The sequence below is a fragment of the Flavobacterium sp. WC2509 genome, from assembly GCF_052683105.1.
The window spans coordinates 821,447-847,062 of the sequence record NZ_JBQZFG010000001.1; the positions used below are offsets into that span (position 1 = coordinate 821,447).

The window sequence follows — 25,616 nt, forward strand, 5'->3', positions numbered from 1 at the left end:
GCACAGAATGCAATTCTGCGCTATCGGAATGGCAATATAAAGGAATAAATCGCACATCCAAATACAAACAGCAAACCCGATAAGCTTTTAAAAACTTACCGGGTTTTATTATTTTAAAAATTATATCTTATTATTTTTATTTAAAATTTAACTGCAATTTTTCCTATTGTTTTTCCCGATTCTAATAACCGATGTGCTTCTTTAAAATTATTTGCTGTTAAACCAACCAATGTTGTTTTTAAAGTAGATTGAATCGTTCTGTTATCCAGTAAATCGGTTATTTTATTTAAGATATTATGCTGTTCGATCATATCTTCTGTTTGAAACATCGAACGCGTAAACATCAATTCCCAATGAAAACTTACGCTTTTTCCTTTTAGCTGACGAAGGTTTACATTTTCTAGAGGATCACTGATTGAACCAATGTGCCCTTGTGGTTTTATCAACTCGACAAATGCAGACCAATATTGATTTATATCTACAAAATCGACAATAAAATCAACCTGATTAAAACCATTTTTTCGAACCTCATCAACTAGATTTTTGTGATTGACAACAAAATCGGCTCCTTGCTCTTTACACCAATCAATAGATTCTTGACGAGAAGCTGTCGCAATCACGGTTAATCCCGCTACTTTTTTTGCCAATTGAATAGCAATCGAACCCACTCCTCCTGCTCCGCCAATTATCAAAATAGTTTTGCCTTTGTCTTTTTCCGGATTGATGCGAATTCTGTCAAAAAGTATTTCCCAAGCAGTTAAGCCTGTTAATGGCATTACAGTCGCTTCTTCAATACTTAGCGATTTTGGCTTTTTGCCCACAATGCGCTCGTCTACAATTTGATATTCGGCATTACTGCCTTGTTTGGTAATATCGCCTGCGTAATAAACCGCGTCGCCAACTTTGAATAATTTTACATTTTCGCCAATGGCTTCTACAGTTCCAACAGCATCCCAACCAATGATTTTGGGTGTTTCCAAAACGGTATTTTTGGCACTGCCTTGTCGAATTTTAAAATCAACCGGATTGACAGAAACGGCATCAATTTTAACTAATAAATCATTTGCACCCGGAATCGGTTTTGGAATTTCAAATTCAGCAAAGCTGTCTTGTTCAGTTATGGGTAACGAGGTTTTAAATCCTACTGCTTTCATATCCTAATTATTTTAATTGAAATTTATATTACAAAGATAGAGACAATCTAAATATTAAAAATTGTAAATATCCATTATATACTTGTACAAATACATTAAAACATATTTAAATGCAATGCTTTAATAGTTTTGTTTGTGCACGTAAAGTACAACAATCCCATCGGCTAAAGTTTTTATGAAAAACTAAATTTCTCGCTTAGCCCCGATGGAAGCGGTATCCTTTTCCTGGCTTCTTTAGACAGGAAAAGATTTAGCGGACAGCGGGACTAAAGGTCTTTATGAAAATGAATGTTCTGCTCCTAAAAATTATCACCCCCCTTAGTTCCTTAGCTTAATGGTAAATAATTGACCAAAAACGCAGTATCTTTATGAGCCTTAAAATTTCGCAAACCTCCTATAAATTAAAGCAGTAATTAATTTAGAATTTTAAATAATCCTATAACAAAACTCAATAATGATGTAATAGTTCCTAATTTAAGTTTCTCTAATATTGCTATGAAAATCACAGAATTCATTAATTAACAGACTTATGAAATTCAATATACAAAGCGAGATCATATATGAAGTAGTTTCACCCACTACATTCATATTCAACATACATGCATTACGAACCAATAGCCAACAAATCATTACCGAATCCCTTACTTTGAATCCTCCGATAGATGTTGAAGAGTTTTCATATAACTCTGGGGCTGGTCGATTTTTGAGACTAGAATCTATTGGGAATACAACGTTCTCTATTGCTTATAGTGCTACTGTTGATACCAACTATACTGTTTTTGATCAACGTCAGGAATTTCAAACTGTGCCAGTAGCAAAACTCGATGGCGAAATAATACCTTTCTTATTTCCGAGCAGGTATTGCCAATCTGATAAATTACAAAAATTAGCTTATAAAGAATTTGGATCAATAGAGAATATTTATTCAAAAGTACTTGCTATAACAGATTGGATCTATAATAATGTGGAGTACGTAAGCGGAAGTACCAACTCTGGAACTTCAGCTCTTGATACGCTAACAGAGCGAGTTGGAGTGTGCCGTGATTTTGCACATTTGGGCATAACTTTGTGTCGGGCATTGTCGATACCTGCACGCTATCTTACCTGTTATGCCTATACTTTACAACCACCCGATTTCCATGCTTGTTTTGAGGCCTATATTGGCGGTAATTGGATTGTATTTGATGCAACACGACTTGTTCCTCTAAACAGTCTGGTAAAAATCGCTAATGGCCGTGATGCGGCTGATGCGGCTGTAGCAAACATTTTTGGGAATGCCACATCAACAAGTATTAAAGTATCTTGCGAATTAGCAGACGATAATTTTACTCCTTTTTGGTACAATGAAAATGTATTGAACGGATTTTCGATACAGTAAAGAACAACTGTTATTTACTAAAATCAACTAGTTTGGTCGTACCGTTATTAAATAGAATTGTAACCGTACCATTAGTCTGTTGAAGACTTTTTATTGGTACTAATTCTTTTGAACTCCATTTTTCTCCCGATTTTTTCCATAACATCAAAGTGGCATAAATCTGTGATTTTTCTGTTTGAGGCGTAAAATTAGCAGTTATATCAATCACCCTACTTTCAGTACTTACTGGATGCAATCCTTTTGCAGTTACCACCTCCGTTTTGTCCCAACCTAAAATTGGAATCATTGCTAATTGGTATTTTCCATTATCAATAATAGTCACCTCATACCCTTGCACTTTTGTTTTTGTAGTCTTAATTACTGTATTTAATTTAGGCAAAGCATAATGCCCCAAACGCATCGAAATAGCTTTGTCACTATTGTTTTTATCGACTCTTAAAATTCCATTTGCTAAAGGAATATCGGCCAAATTAAATTTGATATTTTCATCTGTTTCCAAAACAACATCACGGTAATAGACGTCATTTTCAAACTTTTTAAAAGTGTATAATCTAAAGGCTTCCCAATTATTATCTTTGTTTTTTATGACGTAATTCATAGCTACTTCACCATTGGCTCCATCCGCCTGCCAAGGAAAAGCACTATTATACGATAAGCGGTTATAGTTTTCTGTTGATCTAAACTTTTGCCAATCGCTTTTTACTTTCTCTTTGCACCAGGCTCTTACTTCTGAAGCTCCAATGTTTGGATAATCGGTAATTAAAATCTGTGAATCTCCCTGAAATTTATTGTAAACTTCATTCTTTTTAAACTCAGTATCCCAATCTCCATTGTTTTCTTTGGCTGTCCAAAAAGGATTGTTATCTGGAACAAGCAATCCTAAAAAAGCTTTCCCCATCCAATACACACTTCCTCTACAACTATAATTTTGAACTGCTGGCTCAAAAGCACCATAAAAACCAAGTGTAGGCACATTGTCTTTCATAAAATCCGGATGAGTTAAAAATTGCTTAATCACACCCGATGAAATTCTTCGCATCCATCCATAATTGATAGTGGGATCGTTTTGAAATCCCATCAAAGGAAAAGGTATAATAGCACCAATTCTATAACTAATACTCCTACCCCACATAATCATTTCACCATTTTTGCTAAACAAATACGGATAGTTAGTATTCAAATCGCTAAAATTCTTTTCAAATTTAGCAGCAATCTCCGGATAGTTTGCTTTCCCAAAATACTCTGACCAAATTGCCCCATACATCTGAAAAGCCCACATACTATAATAATCATAAGCAGGACTATCATTGTACCAGCCATTGCTTCTGTAATGTTTTAGTGATTTTTCTAAATACTCAACCAATAATTTTTCATTAACTGTATAGCCTTGCTGTTTAAAAAAACTAAGCACAAAAACATTAAAAAACTTCCAGTTAGAATCTACTGTTGGGCCATCTCCATAGCTAAGCATCACCTTTGCCAACTCGTCTTTTTGAGCTTTGGTTAATGGTTCCCATAACACCTCTGGATTGGTAATCATTGAAACTGCCAAGGCACCAAATTCGACTAATTTTTGATTTGCACCTCCATTTATAGGACGTGGTGCAATATAAGATGCACTCGTAGGATCGGTCAATTTGACTATCTGGTAGCGATAATAATCGGCGACTTTTATATTATTAATTACTAATGAAGGATTCTCTTTCAATAATGGAGAGGCTATAAATAAGGTTCTGCAAAGTCCTTCCAGTTTTTCTGTTGGAATTTGTTCATCTTTTTGCGGATAAGATTTACCAGGCTGCTTTGGAAACTGCATTGGATCATCTAGCGTATGAATATAACTAAATGCGCCTTCTAACATATAAAGTGCGGCATCTTTCCAATGTTGCTTTGTCATTCCTGTTTGAGGGCTCAAATCATAATTAGGTTTTACAATTTCAAAAACAGTATTCGATTTTTCTTTTTGCTGTGAAAATAAAGGCAAGCAAAAAATAAAAGCTATAAACAATAGTACTTTTAAATTATTCATATTTAAAAAATTACAATTTATCAGGTATAGAATACACTGAGTGAAATGGCTACATCTTTTATAAAATTGAATGTAACCCTAATTTAGCCAAATATAACAAACTTACTTCAATATCAATTTCACATATTTTTTTTAAATGTTATGCCTTTATGATTATCGAAATGAATACGATTTTCTCTAAAAAAAACAAAACTGGCAAAAAAACGTGACTTTATACATTAAAATTAATAGCTTTTTTCTTTAAAAAAAAGACACTTTGCTTTTCAATCTTATTTAAAAAGCGTAAAAAAAACACTTATTTCATTATCGTAAATCTTTTAAAAATTCAATTTCTATTCAGAATAAAAAAAGGCATAATAAATCATTCCACTTTCAAATTTTATAAAGATTTAAAAAATGTAGAGCAAAAAAATTTCGCAGGGTATTACTGAGTTTGAAAGGTTTTTCAAAGTAAAATGCTCATTAATATAAGTCAAAACTTATAATTAATAAATAGTATTTTTTTTAGTTAATTTATTAAATATATTCCCATTTTTAAAGAATAAAATTTTACTAATAATTATTTTTTATCATTTTTTTTAAATAATATCTTGTTTGTATTATTTTTTTCACATAGATTTGCGTAATCGATTGCATTCTGATAATCAATTAATTATATTTTAATTTTGTCTTTTGGCCAGGAACAAATATTAATTTTTAAAAAATTATTTATTTAATCAAAAACTTTAACCATTATGAAAACAAATTTTAAATTACTAGTATTATGTTCGATCATTTCTTTTACTGCGTGTGAAAACAATGACACTCCATTAGCGGAAAATGAAGCAACAACTAATACGACCATTACTTCAGAGGAAGCCAACACCTCAACCCATTCACTTACTGCAAAATCATCAACAGTTACAACTGAAGCTGCTTTAAGATCTGCCGTTGCTGCTGCGGTTGGCGGAGATGTTATAACAATTAGCGGTACCATAAATTTGACCAAAACTTTAGAATTAGCAAATAGCGGTACTTCAAGCTCAAAAATAAACCTAACTGGAGGTGTTTTAAATTGCTCCGCTTTACCATCAGGAAGCTGGGGAGTAAAAGTAAATGGAAGCTATTGGAACATCACAAATATGACAGTAAAAAATGCTCCAGATTGCGGGATAGTTTTTCAAATAGGAGGTTATAATTATGCCAATAATGTAACGACTTCAGCCAATGGAGATTCAGGATTACAAATTTACAATGCATCACATGACAATTACATCAAATCTTGTAAATCTAATGACAATTATGATGCTGCAAATGGAGGTGAAAACGCAGATGGTTTTGCTTGCAAATTATCAGCTGGAAAAAATAATGTATTCGAAAGCTGTACTGCTAATCACAATTCTGATGATGGATGGGATCTTTATGGTCAGCCGTATACTGTAACAATCAAAAGTTGTACAGCAAGCAACAATGGTTTTGGTACTAATGGAGATGGTAATGGATTTAAACTTGGAAGTGCTGGACAAACTGTAGCACATACTGTAACCAATAATACAGCTACAAACAATTTAGCATGGGGGTATGATGGTAACGGAAATACAGGTCACATTACAATTACTGGCAGCACTGGATCTGGAAATGGACAAGGTTTATTTACTCGTCTATATTAATTAAAAAACATTTCTAAATATTTTTTAAGAGGGTGCCCAAATAGCGATATCCTCTTTTTTTGTAGCATATATTATAGAATACATTATCATAAAAAAAACCGTTACTTCTTACCTAATAAGTAGTAACGGTTTTCTTAAAAAAAAAATATTTTCAGGTACTAATTCAAAACTATTTTTTCTAACTCTTCTATATTGTTGATTATCAATTTAAAACTCAAAGTAATACCCAAATAGTAATTATATTAAAGGTAATATAATGACAAAAAGTAAAATCTGATATCTGATGCAAAATTACATTATCATCAAACAAAAAGCAATACACATAGTTAAAATTATTAAATTACCAATAAAAAAGCACATAAACTAAACATTACACATGTGTTTTAACAAGGCAGCATTCGTAAATATATCATAATCAAGAGAAATTGATTTTATTATTTCAATAGAAATTACTGTGTTTTTTGATTAGTTTCCCAAATAGCCGGATTTTGATATAAAATCTGTTTCAAATTATCCGTTTTCAATAAGGAATGATAAATAAAAACAGGCCTTTTACTATTTATTGTTTTAAATCTACAAATGATAAAAAGCCTTTATCAGATATCGAAATATTACATATAAAACTGCGCTAATTATGCCAATTGCGACAAAAAAAGTAAGGCTATTAACAATTATATTAGGAATGAATTTCAATTTGGGATGTACATAACAAGGCTCGCGATGTAGATATTCGTGAACATTATTGGCGACTATTTTTGCTCTCTTTTTGATAATACTACTTAATTTAAATTAATCAAAATTGAAGAAAACCAAAGTTAGTTTTCATGTAGATTAACTAAAAAAACTATCTTAACAAAGATAAGCATTTTAAAAGCAGCATATCAGTATACCATTAAAAAACAATTAATTACAACTACTTATAATTTAATCTCCTATTTGAAAAAAAAAATAATAAAACCTTTTTTCGCTTCTTATTTCACAGATTAATTAAGTCAACCGTATAATACAAAAGAGGCTGTCTAGTGAAAAACTTGACAGCCTCTTTTAAAAGATATAAAAAACGATTACAAAATATAATCCGTATTGATGAAATTCGATTCTTTGCTGTTTAACAATTCTTGTAATATTTCGTTGTTATAAGCATTATCTTTTGAAGCAACGAAAGTTCTAATAGAGAACGAACGTAAAGCATCATGGATACTCAATGTCCCAAAAGCCGAATCTTTTCTTCCAGTGAAAGGGAAAACGTCTGGTCCTCTTTGACAAGAACTATTCAAGTTTACTCTACAAACTAAATTTACCAAAGTATCAATAAGTGGAGCAATTGTTTTGATGTTTTTACCAAACAAACTTACTTGTTGTCCGTAGTTTGATTCGGCCATATCATTTAAAGGCTCTTGAATATCTTTAAAAGTCAAAACAGGCACAACTGGTCCGAATTGCTCTTCATGATACACTCGCATCTCTTTATTAATTGGAAACAAAATCGCAGGGAATATAAAATTATCCGAGTGCTCTCCTCCTTTTGCATTAATCACTTTAGCTCCTTTACTGGTAGCATCATCAATTAATTCCTGAATATAAGCTGGCTTTTCAGTTTCTGGAAGCGGCGTTAATGAAACTCCTTTTTCCCAAGGATTTCCAAATTTCAATGCATCTACTTTCTCTGCAAAACGTTTGTTAAATTCAGCTGCTATATTTTCGTGAACATATATAATTTTTAATGCTGTACATCTCTGACCATTAAAAGATAAAGTTCCCGCAATACATTCTTGAATCGCCAAATCCAAATCGGCATCTGGTAATATAATCGCTGGATTTTTTGCTTCTAATCCTAATACCAAACGCAATCTGTTTTTGTTTGGGTGTTGATCTTGCAAAGCGATAGCCGATTTACTGTTTCCAATCAAAGCCAAAATATCAACTTTTCCAGATTTCATTATTGGCGAAGCGATTTCACGACCTCTACCGTAAACAATACTAATTACTCCTTTTGGAAAACTACTTCTAAAAGCTTCCAACAATGGAGAAATCAATAAAACACCGTGTTTAGCAGGTTTAAAAATAACTGGATTCCCCATAATCAAAGCTGGAATAAGCAATGTAAAGGTCTCATTTAATGGGTAATTATAAGGTCCAAGACACAATACAACTCCAATTGGTCCTCTACGTACCATCGCATTAATCCCTTGTACTTTAGAGAAATATGCTGAACGGCTATTTAATTCTTTATAACTTTCGATAGTATCCTGAATGTATTCTACCGTTCTGTCAAATTCTTTTTCAGAATCTCCTAATGTCTTGCCAATTTCCCACATCAAAAGTTTAACCACTTCGGTGCGGGTTTCTTTCATTTTAGCAACGAACTTTTCCATACATCTGATACGATCAACCACTTTCATCGTTGGCCATAATCCTTGTCCGTTGTCAAAAGCTGCTCTGGCAGATTCTGCTACCTCTAGTGCTTCTGCTTCTCCCATAAACGGAATAGAACCTAATAATGTTGGTTCATATTTTTCGGTAGAAGAGATCGTAGAATATACTGGAGTAGTTTTTCCAGTCCATTTTTTTAGTTCGCCATTTACCAAATAAGTATCTTGATTAAGCAGAGACGTAATTTGAAATTCCTGAGGTATTGTATTCATTCTTTGGTTATTTTGGTTATTCCTATTTCATTAAAAAAAAGGGCCGATGCCCTTTCATGTGATATTAAACTATATCACCTTCCCATTCTATAATTCCACCAAGCAAGTTATAAGCATTTTCTATCCCTAACTCGTTCATAATTTCACATGCTTTTGCACTTCTCATTCCAGAACGGCAATACACATAATAATTTTTACTCTTATCTAATGCAGCAATAGCATCAACGAACTCTTGACCTTTATGGATATCAATATTAATAGAACCTTCAATTATACCTTGATCGCATTCGTCTTCGGTTCTCACATCCAACAAAACTGCATTCTCATCGGCTTCCATTTTAGAAACCCATTCTTCTTGTGATAAATTCATAATATATATTTTTTTGTAAAAATACGAGGTTTTTCTCAAACAACACACCTGTTTTTTATGAATTAAACAATAAATCAAAGAAAACGTTTTCGTAATACAGAAAATATTTTAACACGGTACCCCACGTAATTTCAATTATAAATAAATCCAATTTTTAGTATTTTTACAAGGTTGAATTTCAACCAATTTCTAAATAAAGCGGAAATGTCAAGAGTTTAAAAAAGAAATCATGCAAATAGAGCAAATATATACTGGATGTTTAGCGCAAGGTGCTTATTATATCACTTCTAATGGCGAAGCAGTTATAATTGACCCGTTAAGAGAAACGCAGCCTTATTTGGACAGAATTGCCCGCGATAGCGTGAAACTGAAATATATTTTTGAAACCCATTTTCATGCCGATTTTGTTTCTGGACATCTTGATTTAAGCAAAGAAACTGGTGCTCCTATCGTTTATGGACCAACAGCAAAACCAGAATTCGAAGCCATAGTTGCAACTGACAATCAGCTATTCGAAATAGGCAATGTCAAAATAAAAGTTCTGCACACTCCAGGCCATACAATGGAAAGCTCTACTTATTTACTGATTGACGAAAACGGAAAAGATCACGCTATTTTCTCTGGAGACACTTTGTTTATTGGCGATGTAGGAAGGCCCGATTTGGCTCAAAAAGCGGCTTCAATGACTCAGGAAGAGCTAGCTGGACTGCTGTTTCATTCCCTAAGAGACAAAATTATGACACTGGCTGATGATGTTATTGTATATCCGGCGCACGGAGCTGGAAGCGCTTGCGGCAAAAACATGAGCAAAGAAACGGTTTCAACCATTGGAAATCAAAAAGAGACCAATTATGCTTTGAGAGCCAACATGACCGAAGCTGAATTCATAGCTGAAGTAACCGATGGATTACTACCTCCCCCAGCCTATTTTGGAATGAATGTTGCCATGAATAAAAAAGGCTACGACAGCTTTCAGGAAGTTTTACAACATGGAATGAACGCTTTATCGGTTACCGAATTTGAGTCTATTGCCGAAAAAACCGGAGCTTTAATTTTAGACACCCGAAAAAACGACGATTTTGCCAAAGGCTTTATTCCGCAATCCATAAACATAGGCATTGACGGCGATTTTGCCCCTTGGGTTGGCGCTTTAATTGCCAATGTAAAACAACCTATTTTACTCATTACCGAACTGGGACAGGAAGAAGAAACCGTAACTCGCTTGAGTCGTGTGGGTTTTGACAACTTAATTGGGCATTTAGAAGGCGGTTTTGAAGCTTGGAAAAATTCAGGAAAAGATATTGACACCATAAACAGAATCACCGTCGAGGAATTTCAAAAACAAGTAAAAATTGGCGAAAGCAAAGTGATAGACATTCGTAAAGAAACAGAATACTGTGCCGAGCATGTTTCCGAAGCCTACAGCAAACCACTAGCGAACATCAACGATTGGATCAAAGACATCAATCCAAACGAGCCATTTTTTATGCATTGTGCCGGCGGTTATCGCAGTATGATTGCTGCATCGATATTGCAAGCTCGCGGGTTTAGAAATTTTAGTGAAATCGAAGGTGGCTTCAATGCCATTACCAAAACTGATATTCCCAGAACCGATTTTGTTTGTCAAAGCAAGATGCAATAGCAAAATTCAATTTCAATGACAATTTCAATGGCAATTTCAAAAAGTAAAAAGAACAATTAGGGCGTGCCACCATCCCAATAAAAGGGCTATCAATCTTTGTGGGTATTCACCCTTTTATTGGGATGCTGTCGGGCTATACGCCTTTACTTTGTGTTTAATAAAAACAGTAACTTTATTCAAAGGAAAACAGAGGTGAACTATGCTATCCGCCAAGCTTGTGACTTATGTAGCGCATTAGTCCTCTGTCTTCTCCTTGAATCCCGTTGAATTGCTTCAAATAGAATGATAGACATCAAGGTCTAATAAAGGCTCTAAAGAAGTTCAACATTTTTGTTTATCCTAAATTCAAAGTTATGAAAAACTATTTATTTTATGTAGGTGTTGATATTTCAAAATCAAAATTAGATGTAGTGCTTTTAAAAAAAGAAGAGCCAAATGTAATTAATCATTTCATTGTAGAAAACAATTTAAAAGGTGTTAAGGAAATTTTAAAAAACTTAACAAAACAGAAGATAGATTTAACTGCTGTTTTGTTTTGCTGTGAAAACACCGGGGTTTATACTTTTCCTTTGAGTAGCTGTCTATCTGAAAGCAATCTTGATTTCTGGGTTGTACCAGCCATTGAAATCAAACGATCTAAAGGAATCTCGAGAGGCAAAAATGACAAAGCAGATGCTAAAGACATTGCTTTGTACAGCCTCCGAAATGTTGATAAACTAAAACTCTCTACTTTGCCAGAAACAGTAATTCAACAATTAAAATTGCTTTTCACTGAAAGAGAAAAAGTAATGAAATCATTTAAAATTTTTGAGAGGACAAAAGAGAATGCTGCTTTTATGCCAAAACAGATTTATCAATCAATTAAAGGAATAAATAATAAAACGGTGAAGTTTTTAAAAGCAACATTAAAATCTATTGAGAAGGAAATGGAAGCAATAATATCTAGTCATTCTGAATTGAAAAAACAATTTGAATTGATTAAAAGTGTTCCTGGCATTGGAGATAAAACGGCTATCTATATGTTAATTGTTACAAGAGGTTTTACAGCATTTGATAATGCGAGGAAATTGGCTTGTTACGCTGGAACCGCCCCTTTTGAACATACGTCGGGTTCGAGTATAAAAGGACGAACCAAAGTAAATCATATGGCAGATAAAAAAATGAAATCAATATTACAAATGTGTGCTTTAGTAGCAGTAAAACATGATCCGCAACTCAAAGAATATTATGAAAGAAAAAAAAGGGAAGGCAAAAATGCTATGTTAATCTTAAACAATGTAAAATGCAAAATAATAGGACGTGTTTTCTCTGTAATTAACAGACAAACACCATATATAAACACATATAAATTTGCCTGTTAATCTTTTAAATTTAATTGTTTTTTATCATAGAATGCGCTACTTCGGTAGCTAGCTTCTATCCCTCACGCAAACCACCTACACCACCAAAAAATGGAAAACAACAATCAAACTTTTTGGGATAATCAATACCAAACCAATACAACAGGTTGGGATTTAGGCCAAGTTTCACCGCCAATAGAAAATTACATCAATACCTTAGAAAATAAAAACATCCGAATCTTAATTCCAGGATGTGGTAATAGCTATGAAGCAGCATATCTTTTAGAACAAGAATTTACAAATATTACTGTTATTGATATCGCTCCTACTTTGGTTAAAAATCTAAAAACCAAATTCCAAAATAATCCCAATATCAATATAGTTTTAGGAGACTTCTTTGAACATAAAGGGGAATATGATTTGATAATCGAGCAAACTTTCTTTTGTGCTTTGCCTCCAACAATGCGTGAAAAATACGTTTCGAAAATGCATCAACTTTTAGCCAAAGAAGCAAAAATCGTCGGCCTTTTATTCAACAGAACATTCGAAAGCGGCCCACCCTTTGGCGGAAGCCAAAAAGAATACGAAATACTTTTTAAAGATACTTTCGACTTTCTAAAAATGGAAATATGTCAAAATTCAGTCGCACCAAGAGCTGGATCCGAATTATGGATAGAATTTCAAAAAAAATAAACCGAAAAAATGAAATAATTACTATTTACCAACTGGCACGCCATGAGGATTTTTCGTTTAGCTTTTGGCGTATTTCTATTCATACAAGCTTATAATACCCACGAATGGTTTTTTATTATCTTTGGATTATTTTTCTTTATTCAAGCACTATTCAATTCAGGTTGCGGATCAAAAGGTTGTTCTGTTCCCAAAAATAAATACAATAAAAGATGAGTACTTTCAACAACATTATTCAATCAGAAAAACCAGTTTTAGTCGATTTTTTCGCGACTTGGTGTGGACCATGTCAAACATTGGCACCTATTTTAAAAGAAGTAAAAGACAGTTTGGGTGACCGAATTTCAATCATCAAAATTGATGTGGACAAAAACCAGCAAATTGCTTCACAATATCAAGTACGCGGAGTTCCAACCATGATTCTTTTTCAAAATGGAAAACAATTGTGGAGACAATCGGGTGTTTTAAGCAGTGCCGATTTGATTAAAATCATTACTCAAAAGTATTAAACTTAAAGTATCTAAATTTTTAATTATTATGAAATTAATACAGATTATCAAAGTGCTAATTATTGTTCTGGCAACACAACAATCACTCATCGCTCAAGAGTCAAAAACAGATACAAATTTGAACGACAAAAAATATACAGTCGAAAATTGTGTCAATCATTTTGAATTAGATAAAGCCAAGAAAACAAACGTAGGTTATCAATATTGGTTTATTGACAAAGATTTTGCTAATGGAAATACCATTAAAATGAGTATTGTTAACCCTCATCAATCCACACATCCGCCACATAAACATATTCAAGAAGAATTCTTTTTTATCTTAGAAGGAACAGCTACTTTTTATTTGGATGGAAAAACTATAACAGGAGGAGCTAACACCAGTTTTTACTGTCCCTCCAATATAGAACATGGAATTAGCAATGCTGGAGATACCGAATTAAAATATTTGGTAATGCAAAAATACCCTAAAGAATAGATTACCAGTTGATTTCATTACGTTATAAAAAAGTTAATTAATGATTCTGATTTAAAAAAAATAATACTTTTGAATCACTTTAAAATCAAAAATCAAAAAAAATGAAAAACCTAATCACCATTGTAGCAGTAACTCTTTTTTCAGTTGGTATGAATGTAAGCGCCCAAGAAACAAAGGCAAAAGAAACTCCCAAAAAAGAATGTACTGCTAAAGAAAAAAAAGCATGCGACAAATCTAAAAAGTCTTGTTGTACTGCTAAAACTGAAAAGAAAGCGTAATGTAATTAATTTATAATGTCCCGAAAAGAGTGTTTGTTTTTTCAAACACTCTTTTTTTTAAATTTAATTAGCAGTCAAAACTTAAATTATTGCATTGGGCTGATAATTAAAAACTATTTTTTGGCAACCATTTATTGATAATAATATCCAGATCGTCCTCTATTATTGGCTTTGAAACATAATCATTCATGCCAAACTCTATGCACTTATCTTTTTCTCCAACCATAATTCCTGCAGTCAAAGCAATAATAGGTATTTTACAACCATTTTTAAGAGCTCTGATTTCACGAGTGGCATCATATCCATTTTTTATAGGCATTTGGATATCCATTAAAATCAAATCAGGTTTATTTATTTCAAATTGCTCAATCCCTTCCTGACCATCCCCTGCTTCCAAAATAACTGCATTTGAAACAATTCTTTTGACTAAAGTTTTAGCTAAAAACATATTGATTTTATTGTCTTCAACAATCAAAATTCGAAATGCACCTATTGTTTTTTCTCTTTCTATTTTTTGAATTACTCTAGGCGTATTCAATTCAACAAAAATATCTTTTATAGGTTCTGCTTTTTTAAATTTTATAAAAAAGAAAAAATCACTTCCATCTCCATATTTACTTTTGAGTTCCAAATTGCTTTTCATTAGTCCCAACAGTAAATTAGAAATTGCCAAACCTAAACCTGTTCCTCCAAATTTTCTGGAAGTAGCACTATCTTCCTGAACAAATGAATTAAAGATTTTCTTTTGATTGTATTGCTTAATTCCAATGCCCGTATCTTTTATAGAGAATTTTATTATCGCATTTTTTTTGCCTGTTTTCACTTCTTCTACATCCAACCTTACATGCCCAAAAGAAGTGAATTTTAATGCATTGCTTATTAAATTCACTAATATCTGTTTTAGCCGAACTGAATCTGCGTAAATATATTGCGATACATTTTCTTTGATAGCAAGAACTAAATTAATATTTTTTAGATTGGCTTGGTGCTTAAACAATTCAATTACTTGATGTAATAGTCTAAAAAGATCAACATCTTCTATATGCAACTCTAATTTTCCAGATTCAATTTTTGAAAAATCGAGTATATCATTAATAACTTCCATCAATGAATTAGCAGAAACATTGACCGTTGACATGTATTCTAATTGGTTTTTATCTAGATTTGTTTTCATCAATAAATCCGTAAAACCTACAATCCCGTTTAATGGAGTTCGAATTTCATGACTCATATTGGATAAAAAATCCGATTTGGCTTTATTGGCTTCTTCCGCCTGAGTTTTAGCCTTTTTAAGCTCCTTGTTCGTTTGTTTTATTCGTTCATTTATTTCCTAGTATTCAATATATTTTATATATAAATGTTTTTCATTTTCTTCAGCTCTTTCTTTGGCACTTATCAATTCTAACTCTAATAGTTTGTGCTCGGTAATATCCTGAATAGTTCCTAAAATAACAAAAGGTTTATCCTCATTATCCCATTTTAAATCACCCATTCCATGTACCCAACGTTCGGCTTTATCATTTACCCGTATAATTTTGTATTCTCTATCGAATGGTTTTTTATTATTGATAACTTCTTCTCGAATATACTTTTCCATATTTTCTATCCAAGCAGGATGTACCAGAGTCATCCAAGTTTCTACATTCAAATCATAATCAGCATCAATGCCAAAAATTGTATCCAACAAATGGGTTCGTGTCCATTTCCCTGTATACATATCGATACTATAAGTTCCTAGTTGAGCAATACTCTGTGTTTCTTTTAAAAATAGCTCGCTTTCTTTGAGTTTTATTTCCGCTTTTTCCCTTTCGGTAACGTCTTTTACAAATAATAAAATTTGCTTTTCTGAAAGTTTAATAGCGTCAATTGACCAGCTCCGTATGGTTCCATTATTATGTATAAAAGGTATACTATCATTTGAGATGCCTTTTAAAGAAAGTGTTTTAAAAATAGATTCAATATTGTTGAGAAAATCAGATGGTGTCACATCCTTCAACGCCATTTTTAATAATTTATGTTTGGAATAGCCCGTAATCTTAGATGCTGCTGGATTTACCTCAAGAAAGTTCCCTTCTTTGTCGACTACCATAACGCCATCTGGCGCATTCTCAACATAGTTTCTAAATTTGGCATTACTTTCTAATTCTCGCTCTTTTTCTTTGATTGCCGCAACTTCTTTTTCTTTCTCTAAAATTTCACTTTCAATTCGTTTTTTTTCGGTGATATCCTGAGCAGTACCTCTTAAGGCTATAATTTCTTCTTTATCATTTAGTACCGGAATTCCTGTTCCATAAATCCATTTGATTCGATTATCTGGAAACACTATTTTATGGGTTACTTCGTAAGGCTGTTTATTTTTTATACATTCGTCTATCCTACTACTAATTAACTCTTTATCTTCTTCGGTAAAATAATTTAAATAGCGCCCATATAGATTTGTAATTGAACTATTCTCCATTTCAAAAATACGATACAACTCATTAGACCAGATCAATTCATTACTTACAATATTAAATTCCCAACTTCCAATTTTAGCAATTCTTTGAGCATCGTTTAATAAATTTTCACTTGCAGATAATTTCTCTTGAATTTTTCTAATTTCAGTAATATCTCTTCCTATCGAATAAATTAGATTTTTTGAAGGATTGATTATTGATGTCCATTGTACTGTAATGTGACCACCTTTTTTGGTAAGGATTCTATTTTCAAAAATTACGGTTTTCTTTTCCTCCAAAAGCCCTAATATTGCCTCCTCAGTTTTGGCTAAATCTTCTGGATGAATATATTTTTCAAAGCTATATAAAATTAATTCTCGTTTTGAATAGCCTAGTTTATTAATAAATACTAGATTGAAATTGACTAAGTTTCTATTTAAATCTGAAATGCATATAAAATCAGAGGTTTCCCTAGTAAAAAACTCAAAATTTGCAATAGAATCAATCTTTCTTTGTAATATCGAGATTTTATTTTTTTGCTGATTTACAGTTTGCATCAACTCCTCTACTGATGGTAAAATTTCTTTCATAGGTTGATGTTTAGTATTTGATAAAAATCAGAAATCATTCATTTTTCCCATTGAATCTTACAATACTATAAGTAATGTTTTAAAAAAGTCACAACCAACTTACCAAATTGCTTCTTATAAATGATGATTATTTTTTTTATTATAATGGTAATTAATTACTATTCGATTATGTTTAGCAACGAATTCATAATACTTCTATTTAAAAGAAAATTTGAAATATTACATACAATAACACTTATTAAAGGTAGGCATTTTACTCAAACCAAAACACTAAAAATCAGATAATTAAACATAAGTCTTAACTGATAAGTATTTTGCATACAGAAATAAAAACCTATACAAATTAGAAGTTTTTATATAGTTTTTTTTAAAAAAATTATTTCTCTTTTGAATTCTAAAAAATCTCGATTACTATTGCCGTTTGGAAAGCAATATCTTTGATTCGGAATAATGTTATACTATTTTATGAATGAAAAAAAGTTTATTTTTTTAACCATTTATTCAATACTTCTTCCAAATCAAAATGTACAATTGGCTTTGTTATATAATCCGACATTCCGTGGCTAATACATTTCTCTTTTTCACCATTTAAAACTCCAGCTGTTAAAGCAATTACTGGAATATGCATAATAGTTTTAGATTTTCTAATAGCCGTAGTTGCGTCATAACCATTTTGTATAGGCATCTGTATGTCCATTAAAATAAGATCCGGTATTTCAATTTCAGACAAAACAACAGCATCATAACCATTTGTAGCTTCAATTATAGTACAATTGGCAACAATCTTTTGAACTAATATTTTAGCCAAAAGCATGTTTATTTTATTGTCTTCAGCGATTAATATTTTATATTTATCAAGCGTCTTGGGAGTTTCGGGAGCCTTGCTTTCTACTAAATTTGGTTTGATTGTTAAATCGTTTTGCTTTTGATTTCTTTTTTTAAAAGCAATTATAAAAAAGAACTCACTACCTTCGCCATAAGAACTGTTTAATTGCAGTTCACTATTTTTTAATGACAAAAGTTGACTTGAAATAGCTAAGCCTAAGCCTGTTCCTCCGTATTTTCTTGTAGTAGTATTATCTGCCTGAATAAACGATTGAAAAATTTTCTTCTTATTTTGCGTTTTGATACCAATTCCTGTATCAATTACCGAAAATTTAATATTCGAAACCGTTTCATTACTATCAACCTGCGTTATATTTAATTTGATATGTCCTGAAAAAGTGAACTTCATAGCATTACTCAATAGGTTCACCAATATTTGTTTCAATCGAAAAGAATCGCCTAATACAAACTGCGGAACATTATGATCGATATGGAGAATCATATCAATATTTTTATAATTGGCTTCGTATTTGAATAAATTTATTATTTGATTTGCTAATTCGTACACATCAATTTCTTCGATACTCAATTCTAACTTTCCCGATTCAATTTTAGAAAAATCTAGAATATTATTAATGATTTCCATCAGCGTATTGGCAGATTCATTTACTGTATTGAGGTATTCTAATTGATCTTTGTCAAATTTTGTCTTCAGTAATAAATCGGTGAAACCTACAATTCCGTTAAGAGGTGTACGTATTTCATGGCTCATATTGGCTAAGAAATCAGATTTTGCTTTACTAGAAGCTTCTGCTTTTTCTTTAGCTTTTATCGCATCGGCTATCTGTTTTTTTTGAGTAACATCTTGCACAACTCCTCTTAAAGCAACTGCGTTATTATTATCAAAAACCGCAATCCCAGTACAAAGAACCCATTTTACTACTTGATTTGCCAAAATAATTCGATGTTCCATTTCGTAAGGCAATCCACTAGCAATGGTACTACTAATATTATTTTGTAATTTTTTGCTATCTTCTGGTAAAAAACAAGATAAGAATTTGCTGTAAAGTTCGGAATCGTTTGGAATCTTTTTAAATTCGAAAATTTCATATAATTCGTTGGACCAATTTAATTCTTGAGTCGTTAAATTAAAATCCCAACTTCCAATTTTTGCAATTTTTTGAGCTTCATTAAGTGATCTTTCGCTTGCTAGCAATTTTTCCTGGGTTTTTCGAATATCAGTAACATCTCTAGCAGTTGCATACATTAAATTATTGTTTGAATTCAAATTAGCTTTCCACTGAAAAAAAACTATTTCACCATTTTTTTTAATATATCGATTTTCAAAAGCAACTGTAGGACGATTTTTTGCTAAATGACTGATTTCAGATTGAGTAGCCTCTAAATCATCAGGATGTATAAATTCTAAAAAAGATTTGGATAATAATTCCTTTCTGGTATATCCAAGCACTTCAATAAAAGCATCATTAACCACTTTGAAATGCGCATTAAAATCAGCAATACAGACTATGTCTGGAGATTCTTTTGCGAAATATTCAAAATTGGTTATACTATACTTTTTATCGCTTAACTCATTTATTAATAACTCCTGCTGTTCAATTTTTCCCAGTAGTTCATCATAGCTTAACTTTCTTATTGACTTTTCCATTATTTAACTTTAAAATAATTGTAACTTCAATGTCCTTAATATTTTTTATAAATATAAGATAGTCTGTCAATATAATAAACACTTAAATGCTAAAAGAAAAAAATAACAGGGATTATCTTCTAAAAAAGACTACAACCCCTGTTAAACACTTTATTTTAAGCATCTTGCTCTTCTTCCAAAGCAGGTTCAAACTCCATTGGATCTTCAAAATCAGCATCTTTTATAATTACAGGTTTTGAAGCTTTGCGGGCATTAAATTTTTCTAATTCCTCTAATTCTCCATCTTCACCCGAAAAATAAGGGAAAACATCCATAATAGGAGATTCTGAAATAGCCGGAATCGAATATTCGCCCATCGTTGATTTCATAACATGAACCGTATTATCAAAAGCTTCTTTTACATCATTGGCTTGAATCAATAAGTACATATTCGATTTTCTTTCTTTACCACTTTCTTCATCATAAGCCATTAAAGAAACTCTTGTTTTGAACCAACGATCTGTATTTTCAAAAGGGTGAATTTCAGCATAATTCGCCATTTTTATATTTGTGATTTTAAATTCTTCACTAATATAAGCAGACATCTCTTCGGTAATTCTACTCTCAGCTTCTGTATAAGATAAAGCATCTACTAAATAAGGCTCTGTTGTAACCTTTTGTGTTCCTGTTGCTTCATCAGTTTTTCTGTACTTAATTTTGCATTCGTACCAAATTGTGCTCATATATTTATTTTTAAGGATGCCAAAGATAGATTTTAAAGAAAAAATAAAATCTAATTCTCAAAATAGATATTCACAATTTACTTAATCTTTGAAAATCAGAAAATTACACATCAATTAATACGATTTAAAGTTAATTTATGTAATTTTAAATACAATTAAAGCTTCAATTTAAATACGTTAAAATAAAGTTAAAATAAAATTAAACAAGTGTTTAATTTAAACAAGTGTTTAATTTTGTACCGTTAAAATAAAAAAGCTGTGGAAAACGATTTAAACGAAAAACAAATTCAAATTTTACAAGTAGCCGAAACGCTATTTGCCGAAAAGGGATTTGATGGCACTTCGATTCGGGACATTTCGAAAGAAGCGAAGATTAACGTGGCCATGATTTCTTATTATTTTGGTAGTAAAGAAAAGTTACTGGAATCTTTGGTCTTATATAAAACTTCTGGACTTAAAGAGCTTTTAAGCGATTTGATTGACGAGGAACTAGAGCCCGTTGCAAAAATATTCAAGCTAATTGACCTTTATGTCAATCGACTTAATTGCAACAAAGGAATTTATCGCATTTTACATTTTGAATTAGCGTCTAAAAAAAGAGTTTTAGAACTAGAATCTTTTTCAGAAATAAAAAAGGCAAACCTAAAGTCATTGGAAATTATAATTCGAGAAGGTCAAGACAAAGGAGTTTTTAGAAAAGACATCACCATTGAACTCTTAACTCCCACAATTCTAGGTACATATTTTCATTTTTATATGAACAAACCTTTTTTTGAAGAAATTTTAAATCTAAATACAGAAGAAGAATACAATACATATATAAAAACAACTTTAACAATGCACATTCAACAAACCATTAAAGCCCTCTTAACATATGAAAGTTAGTTATTTAATACTTTTTGGAGGTTTCTTCGTTGGAATTTCATCAATAACTGCCCAAGAGAAAACCAATTTAAAGCTCGAAGAGGCTATACAATTGGCTTGGACAAAAAGTAATGAAGTTTCATTGGCGAACACCAAAGTCGACACTAAAAAACACGAATTACAATCGGTTAAAAACAATCAGTATCCAGATTTAAAACTTACTGGACAATATATTCATTTAACTGAACCGACATTACACCTAGATTTTGATGCAGGTTCAGGATCTTTTCCAGTTCCCGATCAAATGCTTATTGGTCAGGCCAGCTTGAAAGTTCCTATATATTCTGGATTGAAAATTCAAAATGGTATCAAACTTCAGGATAATTTGTTCCAGGCAGAAAATGCAATGGCGTCTAAAACAAAAGAAGATGTGGCAATGAGAGTTATAAACTATTATGCCAATTTGTACAAATCACAAAGAACCGTTGAATTAATAAAAGAAAATCAAAAAAGCGCAGAACAGCGTGTAACTGATTATATTGCTTTGGAAAAAAATGGAATCATCCCACGAAATGATTTATTAAAAGCACAACTTCAGGTTTCTAAACTTCAATTATCACTTGATGAGGCTCTTAATAATGAAACAATAATCAATTACTATCTTGTTACTCTGTTGAAATTACCATCAGGAACAAAATTAGTGGTGAATGAAAGTGATTTGATTAATTTTCCTAAAAACAGTATTCCTACGGATGAACAACCAGCATTGCAAAATCGTAAAGATTTAGAAGCAATTCAGTATCAGGAAAAAGCATCTCAAAACAATGTTGAGATAGCTAAATCAAACTATTATCCAAGTATTGCTTTGACAGGAGGATATGCAGCTTTGAATTTAAACAACGTCATGACATTACAAAATGCAATGTTTATAGGTGTAGGTGTATCCTACGATCTTAGCGGTATTCTAAAAAATGGAACTGAGGTAAAAGTTGCAAAAAGCAAAGCACTTGAAGTAAAAGACACAGAAGAATTGTTGAAAGATAATATCCGAGTTCAAGTTCAACAAGCCATTACTAATTACGATTTGGCTATAAAACAAAATACTGTTTTGACCCAAGCTGTAGAACAATCTGTAGAAAATTATCGCATTGTAAAAGACAAAAACGAAAATGGACTTGCTGATACCAATGATTTGTTAGATGCCGATGTAGAACAACTTAGATCAAAAATTAGCGAAACTATTTCTAAAGTAGATGTTATTCAAAAATATTACGAATTACTATCAACAACTGGCCAACTATCACAAACCTTCAACCTTTCTAAAATATAACCATCACCATGGAAAAGAAAAAAACAAACACCAAATTCATTATAATCCTAACGGTTTTAATCCTTGTAGGTGGAACATATGGAGTTACAAAATACCTACATTCTCAAAAACACGAAGAAACAGATGATGCTCAAATAGAGAAAAACATGAACCCTATAATCCCAAGAGTTTCGGGATATGTTAGTAAGGTTTATGTTAAAGATAACGACTTTGTAAAAAAAGGAGATACTTTATTTACAATTGACAAAAGAGATTATCAATTGAAAATAGAAGAAGCCAATGCAGCTTTTGTAGGTGCTGAAAGTAGTTTTGAATCTGCCAAAGAAGAAATTGGAAGCGCAATGGCTAATGTCGCTGTTTCGAATGCCAATATTCAATCTGCAGGAGGAAATATTGAAACTGCAAAAATTAGATTGGGAAGAGCAAACAGTGATTATGCTCGTTATGAAAATTTATACAAAACGCACTCAATCACTAAACAACAATACGAACAAGCTTTGGCTACTAAACAAGAAGCTGAAAGTCAAGTACGTATTTTGGAGCAACAACAAAAAGCAAGTTCTTATCAAAAATCTGCTATTGAAGCAAAATCAAGAGTTTCTGATAAACAAACACTAGTAGCTGCCGCAAATATTAAAAAAGCAAAAGCTTTATTGGAAGTTGCTCAATTAAATTTAACTTACACTGTTGTAACTGCCGCTATTGATGGTCAAGTTTCTAAAATTGATATTCAACCTGGACAATTAGTGCAAGCAGGACAATCTTTATTTTATATCATCAATAATAATGAAGCTTGGGTTGTTGCTAATTTCAAAGAAACGCAACTAAACAAAATGGTTATCGGTCAAAAAGTAACGATAAAAGTTGATGCTTATCCTGACTATGATTTTCAAGCTACTTTAACTTCATTTTCACCAGCTACAGGTTCTCGTTTCTCTTTATTGCCTCCTGATAATGCTACAGGAAACTTCGTAAAAACAATACAAAGATTACCAGTAAAAATCAGTTTAGATGCAACAAATGATCCTGAAAAAGTAAAATTATTACGTCCTGGAATGAATGCTGATGTTGACGTACACTTGAAGTAAGATTGCAGATTTCAAATTTTAGATTTCAGATTAGTGATACTAATAAAAGATTTTAGATTTTAAGGATAATACCCTTTTTAACATCATTTCTTTATTAGAAAATACACTTTATAATTGATAAAAATAAAATGACAAAAACAGTACAAGCACCAGACGACGATTTAGTCGAATACGGTTACAGGCGTATTCTTATTACGATTACAGCGGTACTTTGTGCCTTACTGGAAATCGTTGATACAACCATCGTAAACGTAGCGCTTACCGACATGCGAGGAAGCCTTGGAGCGACCTTAACCGATGTAGCTTGGGTAATTACCGCTTATGCTATTGCAAATGTTATTGTAATTCCAATGACGAGTTGGTTATCGCAACAATTTGGAAGACGTAATTACTTTGTAGCCTCGATTATACTTTTTACAGTGTGTTCGTTCCTCTGCGGAAATGCAACAAACATTTGGGAATTAGTAGCCTTTCGATTCGTACAAGGTATGGGAGGTGGAGCCTTATTAGTAACCGCACAAACAATTATTACCGAAAGTTACCCTATTGCAAAACGTGGAATGGCGCAGGCAATTTACGGAATGGGTGTAATTGTTGGACCAACACTTGGTCCGCCATTGGGAGGTTATTTGGTCGATCATTATTCTTGGCCTTACATCTTTTACATCAATATTCCGTTGGGAATTATTGCAACCATTTTGGCAATTTCTTTCGTAAGAAGTCCAAAATATGGAGAAAAATTAAAAGCAAATCAGGTCGATTGGTGGGGAATTGTATTATTAGCTTCATTCATTGGATCTTTGCAATTTGTTTTAGAACACGGACAACAGGACGATTGGTTTAATGACCCGCTAATTACTGGTTTAAGTGTAGTAACTATCGCAGGTTTGATTCTTTTTATTTGGAGAGAGCTCACCTATAAATTCCCTATTGTAAATTTAAGTGTTTTAAAAGACGGAAATCTTAGAATAGGAACTGTTATGTGTTTTATTCTTGGTTTCGGATTGTATGGATCGACATTAATTATACCAATTTACACGCAATCTATCTTAGGTTGGACAGCAACTGATGCGGGATTATTACTAATTCCAGGTTCGATAACTACAGCTTTTATGATGCCAATTATTGGTAATTTAATTCAAAAAGGAGTGCCGCAAACCTATATGGTAGCAGTTGGATTTTTAATCTTCTTCTTCTTTTGTTTTATGATGTACAGCAATATGACTCCCGATACTGGAGTAGAACATTTATACTGGCCATTAATTTTAAGAGGAATTGGATTGGGATTATTATTTGTACCCATTACCACGCTGTCGTTGTCAACCTTAAAAGGGAAACACATTGGCGAAGGAGCTGCTTTTACAGGAATGATGCGTCAATTGGGTGGTTCATTTGGTATTGCAATCATTACCACATTTATCACCCGTTGGAGTCAGGAACACAGAGTGAATTTAGTTTCTCATTTAGATCCAAGCAACTATCAGGTACAACAGCGTATCCTTGGACTGCAAAGAGGTTTTATGTCGAAAGGTTTTACCAGCAACGAAGCCTTAGACAAAGCCTATCAAGTATTGGATTATTCTGTAATGAAACAAAGTACTGTTTTAGCCTACATGGATATTTTTATTTATTTAGGAATCATGTTTTTGTTTTGTATTCCTATTATCCTTTTGGTCAAAAAAGGAAAAAACAAAATCAACCCTGCCGATGCTATGCACTAAAAGAAGTGTTCTCATTATATAATACCGAAAATCCGAATTCATTATGAATTCGGATTTTTTTTATAAATATTAGTTTTTTTTAGGAGCAGAAACAAAGGGCATTTCAGAAAATATGGGTTCCCGCTCTACGTTTTATCTTTTTGTTTTTAAAGAAAAAACAAAAAGGATATCACTTCGATCGGGGCTAAAGACAAATACTTGGCATTTTTCTTA

General features: G+C 32.2%; 20 protein-coding genes. 12 read left to right on the forward strand and 8 right to left on the reverse strand.

Features of this window, described 5'->3' with window-relative positions:
• Positions 1 to 140 precede the first annotated feature (140 nt).
• Entirely contained in the window at positions 141 to 1,154 is a 1,014-nt protein-coding gene (locus ACUN3A_RS03080) for a zinc-binding alcohol dehydrogenase family protein (protein WP_445549889.1), read from the reverse strand.
• 529 nt (positions 1,155 to 1,683) lie between these two features.
• Here ACUN3A_RS03080 and ACUN3A_RS03085 point away from each other — a divergent pair.
• Positions 1,684 to 2,532 (forward strand): transglutaminase-like domain-containing protein, encoded by an 849-nt coding sequence (locus ACUN3A_RS03085; protein WP_445549890.1) that lies wholly within the window; start codon positions 1,684 to 1,686, stop codon positions 2,530 to 2,532.
• A gap of 10 nt (positions 2,533 to 2,542) precedes the next feature.
• Here the strand turns inward: ACUN3A_RS03085 and ACUN3A_RS03090 are convergent, their stop codons facing one another.
• Positions 2,543 to 4,561 carry a DUF2264 domain-containing protein gene (locus ACUN3A_RS03090; RefSeq protein ID WP_445549891.1) on the reverse strand — a complete coding sequence of 673 codons (2,019 nt, stop codon included), beginning with the start codon at positions 4,559 to 4,561 and terminating at the stop codon, positions 2,543 to 2,545.
• A gap of 734 nt (positions 4,562 to 5,295) precedes the next feature.
• On the opposite strand from ACUN3A_RS03090, the gene ACUN3A_RS03095 reads away from it, so the two are divergent.
• Positions 5,296 to 6,210 (forward strand): right-handed parallel beta-helix repeat-containing protein, encoded by a 915-nt coding sequence (locus tag ACUN3A_RS03095; protein WP_445549892.1) that lies wholly within the window; start codon positions 5,296 to 5,298, stop codon positions 6,208 to 6,210.
• Positions 6,211 to 7,274: 1,064 nt separating this feature from the next.
• Here the strand turns inward: ACUN3A_RS03095 and ACUN3A_RS03100 are convergent.
• Both ACUN3A_RS03100 and ACUN3A_RS03105 read right to left on the reverse strand, forming a co-directional pair.
• A complete protein-coding gene (locus ACUN3A_RS03100) occupies positions 7,275 to 8,855 on the reverse strand; it encodes an NADP-dependent glyceraldehyde-3-phosphate dehydrogenase (RefSeq protein ID WP_445549893.1) in 1,581 nt (526 codons plus the stop codon).
• Between the two features lie 64 nt (positions 8,856 to 8,919).
• Complete coding sequence (locus tag ACUN3A_RS03105) at positions 8,920 to 9,225, reverse strand: rhodanese-like domain-containing protein (protein ID WP_445549894.1); 306 nt, start codon at positions 9,223 to 9,225, stop codon at positions 8,920 to 8,922.
• Between the two features lie 229 nt (positions 9,226 to 9,454).
• On the opposite strand from ACUN3A_RS03105, the gene ACUN3A_RS03110 reads away from it, so the two are divergent.
• The 6 genes from ACUN3A_RS03110 (at position 9,455) to ACUN3A_RS03135 (ending at position 14,159) form a co-directional block, all read left to right on the forward strand.
• Positions 9,455 to 10,867, forward strand: a complete 1,413-nt coding sequence (locus ACUN3A_RS03110; protein ID WP_445549895.1) for an MBL fold metallo-hydrolase — start codon at positions 9,455 to 9,457, stop codon at positions 10,865 to 10,867.
• A 353-nt stretch (positions 10,868 to 11,220) separates the two neighbouring features.
• Positions 11,221 to 12,228: an IS110 family transposase gene (locus ACUN3A_RS03115; RefSeq protein ID WP_445549790.1), complete on the forward strand. Its 1,008-nt coding sequence runs from the start codon at positions 11,221 to 11,223 to the stop codon at positions 12,226 to 12,228.
• Between the two features lie 90 nt (positions 12,229 to 12,318).
• On the forward strand, positions 12,319 to 12,900 hold the full coding sequence (locus ACUN3A_RS03120) for a methyltransferase domain-containing protein (protein WP_445549896.1): 582 nt from the start codon (positions 12,319 to 12,321) through the stop codon (positions 12,898 to 12,900).
• A 209-nt stretch (positions 12,901 to 13,109) separates the two neighbouring features.
• Positions 13,110 to 13,406, forward strand: a complete 297-nt coding sequence (gene trxA, locus ACUN3A_RS03125) for a thioredoxin (protein WP_445549897.1) — start codon at positions 13,110 to 13,112, stop codon at positions 13,404 to 13,406.
• A 28-nt stretch (positions 13,407 to 13,434) separates the two neighbouring features.
• Positions 13,435 to 13,881 carry a cupin domain-containing protein gene (locus tag ACUN3A_RS03130; protein WP_445549898.1) on the forward strand — a complete coding sequence of 149 codons (447 nt, stop codon included), beginning with the start codon at positions 13,435 to 13,437 and terminating at the stop codon, positions 13,879 to 13,881.
• A gap of 101 nt (positions 13,882 to 13,982) precedes the next feature.
• Entirely contained in the window at positions 13,983 to 14,159 is a 177-nt protein-coding gene (locus ACUN3A_RS03135; protein WP_445549899.1) for a hypothetical protein, read from the forward strand.
• A gap of 106 nt (positions 14,160 to 14,265) precedes the next feature.
• Here the strand turns inward: ACUN3A_RS03135 and ACUN3A_RS03140 are convergent, their stop codons facing one another.
• The 4 genes from ACUN3A_RS03140 to ACUN3A_RS03155 form a co-directional block, all read right to left on the reverse strand.
• A complete protein-coding gene (locus ACUN3A_RS03140) occupies positions 14,266 to 15,486 on the reverse strand; it encodes a response regulator (RefSeq protein WP_445552805.1) in 1,221 nt (406 codons plus the stop codon).
• Positions 15,487 to 15,489: 3 nt separating this feature from the next.
• Positions 15,490 to 17,184, reverse strand: a complete 1,695-nt coding sequence (locus tag ACUN3A_RS03145) for a PAS domain-containing protein (RefSeq protein ID WP_445549900.1) — start codon at positions 17,182 to 17,184, stop codon at positions 15,490 to 15,492.
• 481 nt (positions 17,185 to 17,665) lie between these two features.
• Entirely contained in the window at positions 17,666 to 19,678 is a 2,013-nt protein-coding gene (locus ACUN3A_RS03150) for a PAS domain-containing protein (protein ID WP_445549901.1), read from the reverse strand.
• Between the two features lie 155 nt (positions 19,679 to 19,833).
• A complete protein-coding gene (locus ACUN3A_RS03155; protein WP_445549902.1) occupies positions 19,834 to 20,400 on the reverse strand; it encodes a DUF4494 domain-containing protein in 567 nt (188 codons plus the stop codon).
• Positions 20,401 to 20,658: 258 nt separating this feature from the next.
• Here ACUN3A_RS03155 and ACUN3A_RS03160 point away from each other — a divergent pair, with 258 nt between their 5' ends.
• The 4 genes from ACUN3A_RS03160 to ACUN3A_RS03175 all read left to right on the forward strand — a co-directional run bounded on the left by ACUN3A_RS03160 (position 20,659) and on the right by ACUN3A_RS03175 (position 25,403).
• Positions 20,659 to 21,285 (forward strand): TetR/AcrR family transcriptional regulator, encoded by a 627-nt coding sequence (locus ACUN3A_RS03160; protein ID WP_445549903.1) that lies wholly within the window; start codon positions 20,659 to 20,661, stop codon positions 21,283 to 21,285.
• The gene (locus ACUN3A_RS03165) at positions 21,275 to 22,594 is read left to right on the forward strand and encodes a TolC family protein (protein WP_445549904.1); all 1,320 of its coding nucleotides are present in this window, start codon (positions 21,275 to 21,277) and stop codon (positions 22,592 to 22,594) included. The genes ACUN3A_RS03160 and ACUN3A_RS03165 overlap by 11 nt, the downstream gene beginning before the upstream one ends.
• An 8-nt stretch (positions 22,595 to 22,602) precedes the next feature.
• Positions 22,603 to 23,682: an HlyD family secretion protein gene (locus ACUN3A_RS03170; RefSeq protein WP_445549905.1), complete on the forward strand. Its 1,080-nt coding sequence runs from the start codon at positions 22,603 to 22,605 to the stop codon at positions 23,680 to 23,682.
• A gap of 128 nt (positions 23,683 to 23,810) precedes the next feature.
• The gene (locus ACUN3A_RS03175; RefSeq protein WP_445549906.1) at positions 23,811 to 25,403 is read left to right on the forward strand and encodes an MDR family MFS transporter; all 1,593 of its coding nucleotides are present in this window, start codon (positions 23,811 to 23,813) and stop codon (positions 25,401 to 25,403) included.
• The last annotated feature ends 213 nt before the right edge of the window (positions 25,404 to 25,616 follow it).

Bases quoted from the DNA above. Each gene is read 5' to 3' on its own strand.
- ACUN3A_RS03080 (WP_445549889.1), bottom strand. From the start codon at position 1,154: ATGAAAGCAGTAGGATTTAAAACCTCGTTACCCATAACTGAACAAGAC.
- ACUN3A_RS03085 (WP_445549890.1), top strand. From the start codon at position 1,684: ATGAAATTCAATATACAAAGCGAGATCATATATGAAGTAGTTTCACCC.
- ACUN3A_RS03090 (WP_445549891.1), bottom strand. From the start codon at position 4,561: ATGAATAATTTAAAAGTACTATTGTTTATAGCTTTTATTTTTTGCTTG.
- ACUN3A_RS03095 (WP_445549892.1), top strand. From the start codon at position 5,296: ATGAAAACAAATTTTAAATTACTAGTATTATGTTCGATCATTTCTTTT.
- ACUN3A_RS03100 (WP_445549893.1), bottom strand. From the start codon at position 8,855: ATGAATACAATACCTCAGGAATTTCAAATTACGTCTCTGCTTAATCAA.
- ACUN3A_RS03105 (WP_445549894.1), bottom strand. From the start codon at position 9,225: ATGAATTTATCACAAGAAGAATGGGTTTCTAAAATGGAAGCCGATGAG.
- ACUN3A_RS03110 (WP_445549895.1), top strand. From the start codon at position 9,455: ATGCAAATAGAGCAAATATATACTGGATGTTTAGCGCAAGGTGCTTAT.
- ACUN3A_RS03115 (WP_445549790.1), top strand. From the start codon at position 11,221: ATGAAAAACTATTTATTTTATGTAGGTGTTGATATTTCAAAATCAAAA.
- ACUN3A_RS03120 (WP_445549896.1), top strand. From the start codon at position 12,319: ATGGAAAACAACAATCAAACTTTTTGGGATAATCAATACCAAACCAAT.
- trxA (WP_445549897.1), top strand. From the start codon at position 13,110: ATGAGTACTTTCAACAACATTATTCAATCAGAAAAACCAGTTTTAGTC.
- ACUN3A_RS03130 (WP_445549898.1), top strand. From the start codon at position 13,435: ATGAAATTAATACAGATTATCAAAGTGCTAATTATTGTTCTGGCAACA.
- ACUN3A_RS03135 (WP_445549899.1), top strand. From the start codon at position 13,983: ATGAAAAACCTAATCACCATTGTAGCAGTAACTCTTTTTTCAGTTGGT.
- ACUN3A_RS03145 (WP_445549900.1), bottom strand. From the start codon at position 17,184: ATGAAAGAAATTTTACCATCAGTAGAGGAGTTGATGCAAACTGTAAAT.
- ACUN3A_RS03150 (WP_445549901.1), bottom strand. From the start codon at position 19,678: ATGGAAAAGTCAATAAGAAAGTTAAGCTATGATGAACTACTGGGAAAA.
- ACUN3A_RS03155 (WP_445549902.1), bottom strand. From the start codon at position 20,400: ATGAGCACAATTTGGTACGAATGCAAAATTAAGTACAGAAAAACTGAT.
- ACUN3A_RS03165 (WP_445549904.1), top strand. From the start codon at position 21,275: ATGAAAGTTAGTTATTTAATACTTTTTGGAGGTTTCTTCGTTGGAATT.
- ACUN3A_RS03170 (WP_445549905.1), top strand. From the start codon at position 22,603: ATGGAAAAGAAAAAAACAAACACCAAATTCATTATAATCCTAACGGTT.
- ACUN3A_RS03175 (WP_445549906.1), top strand. From the start codon at position 23,811: ATGACAAAAACAGTACAAGCACCAGACGACGATTTAGTCGAATACGGT.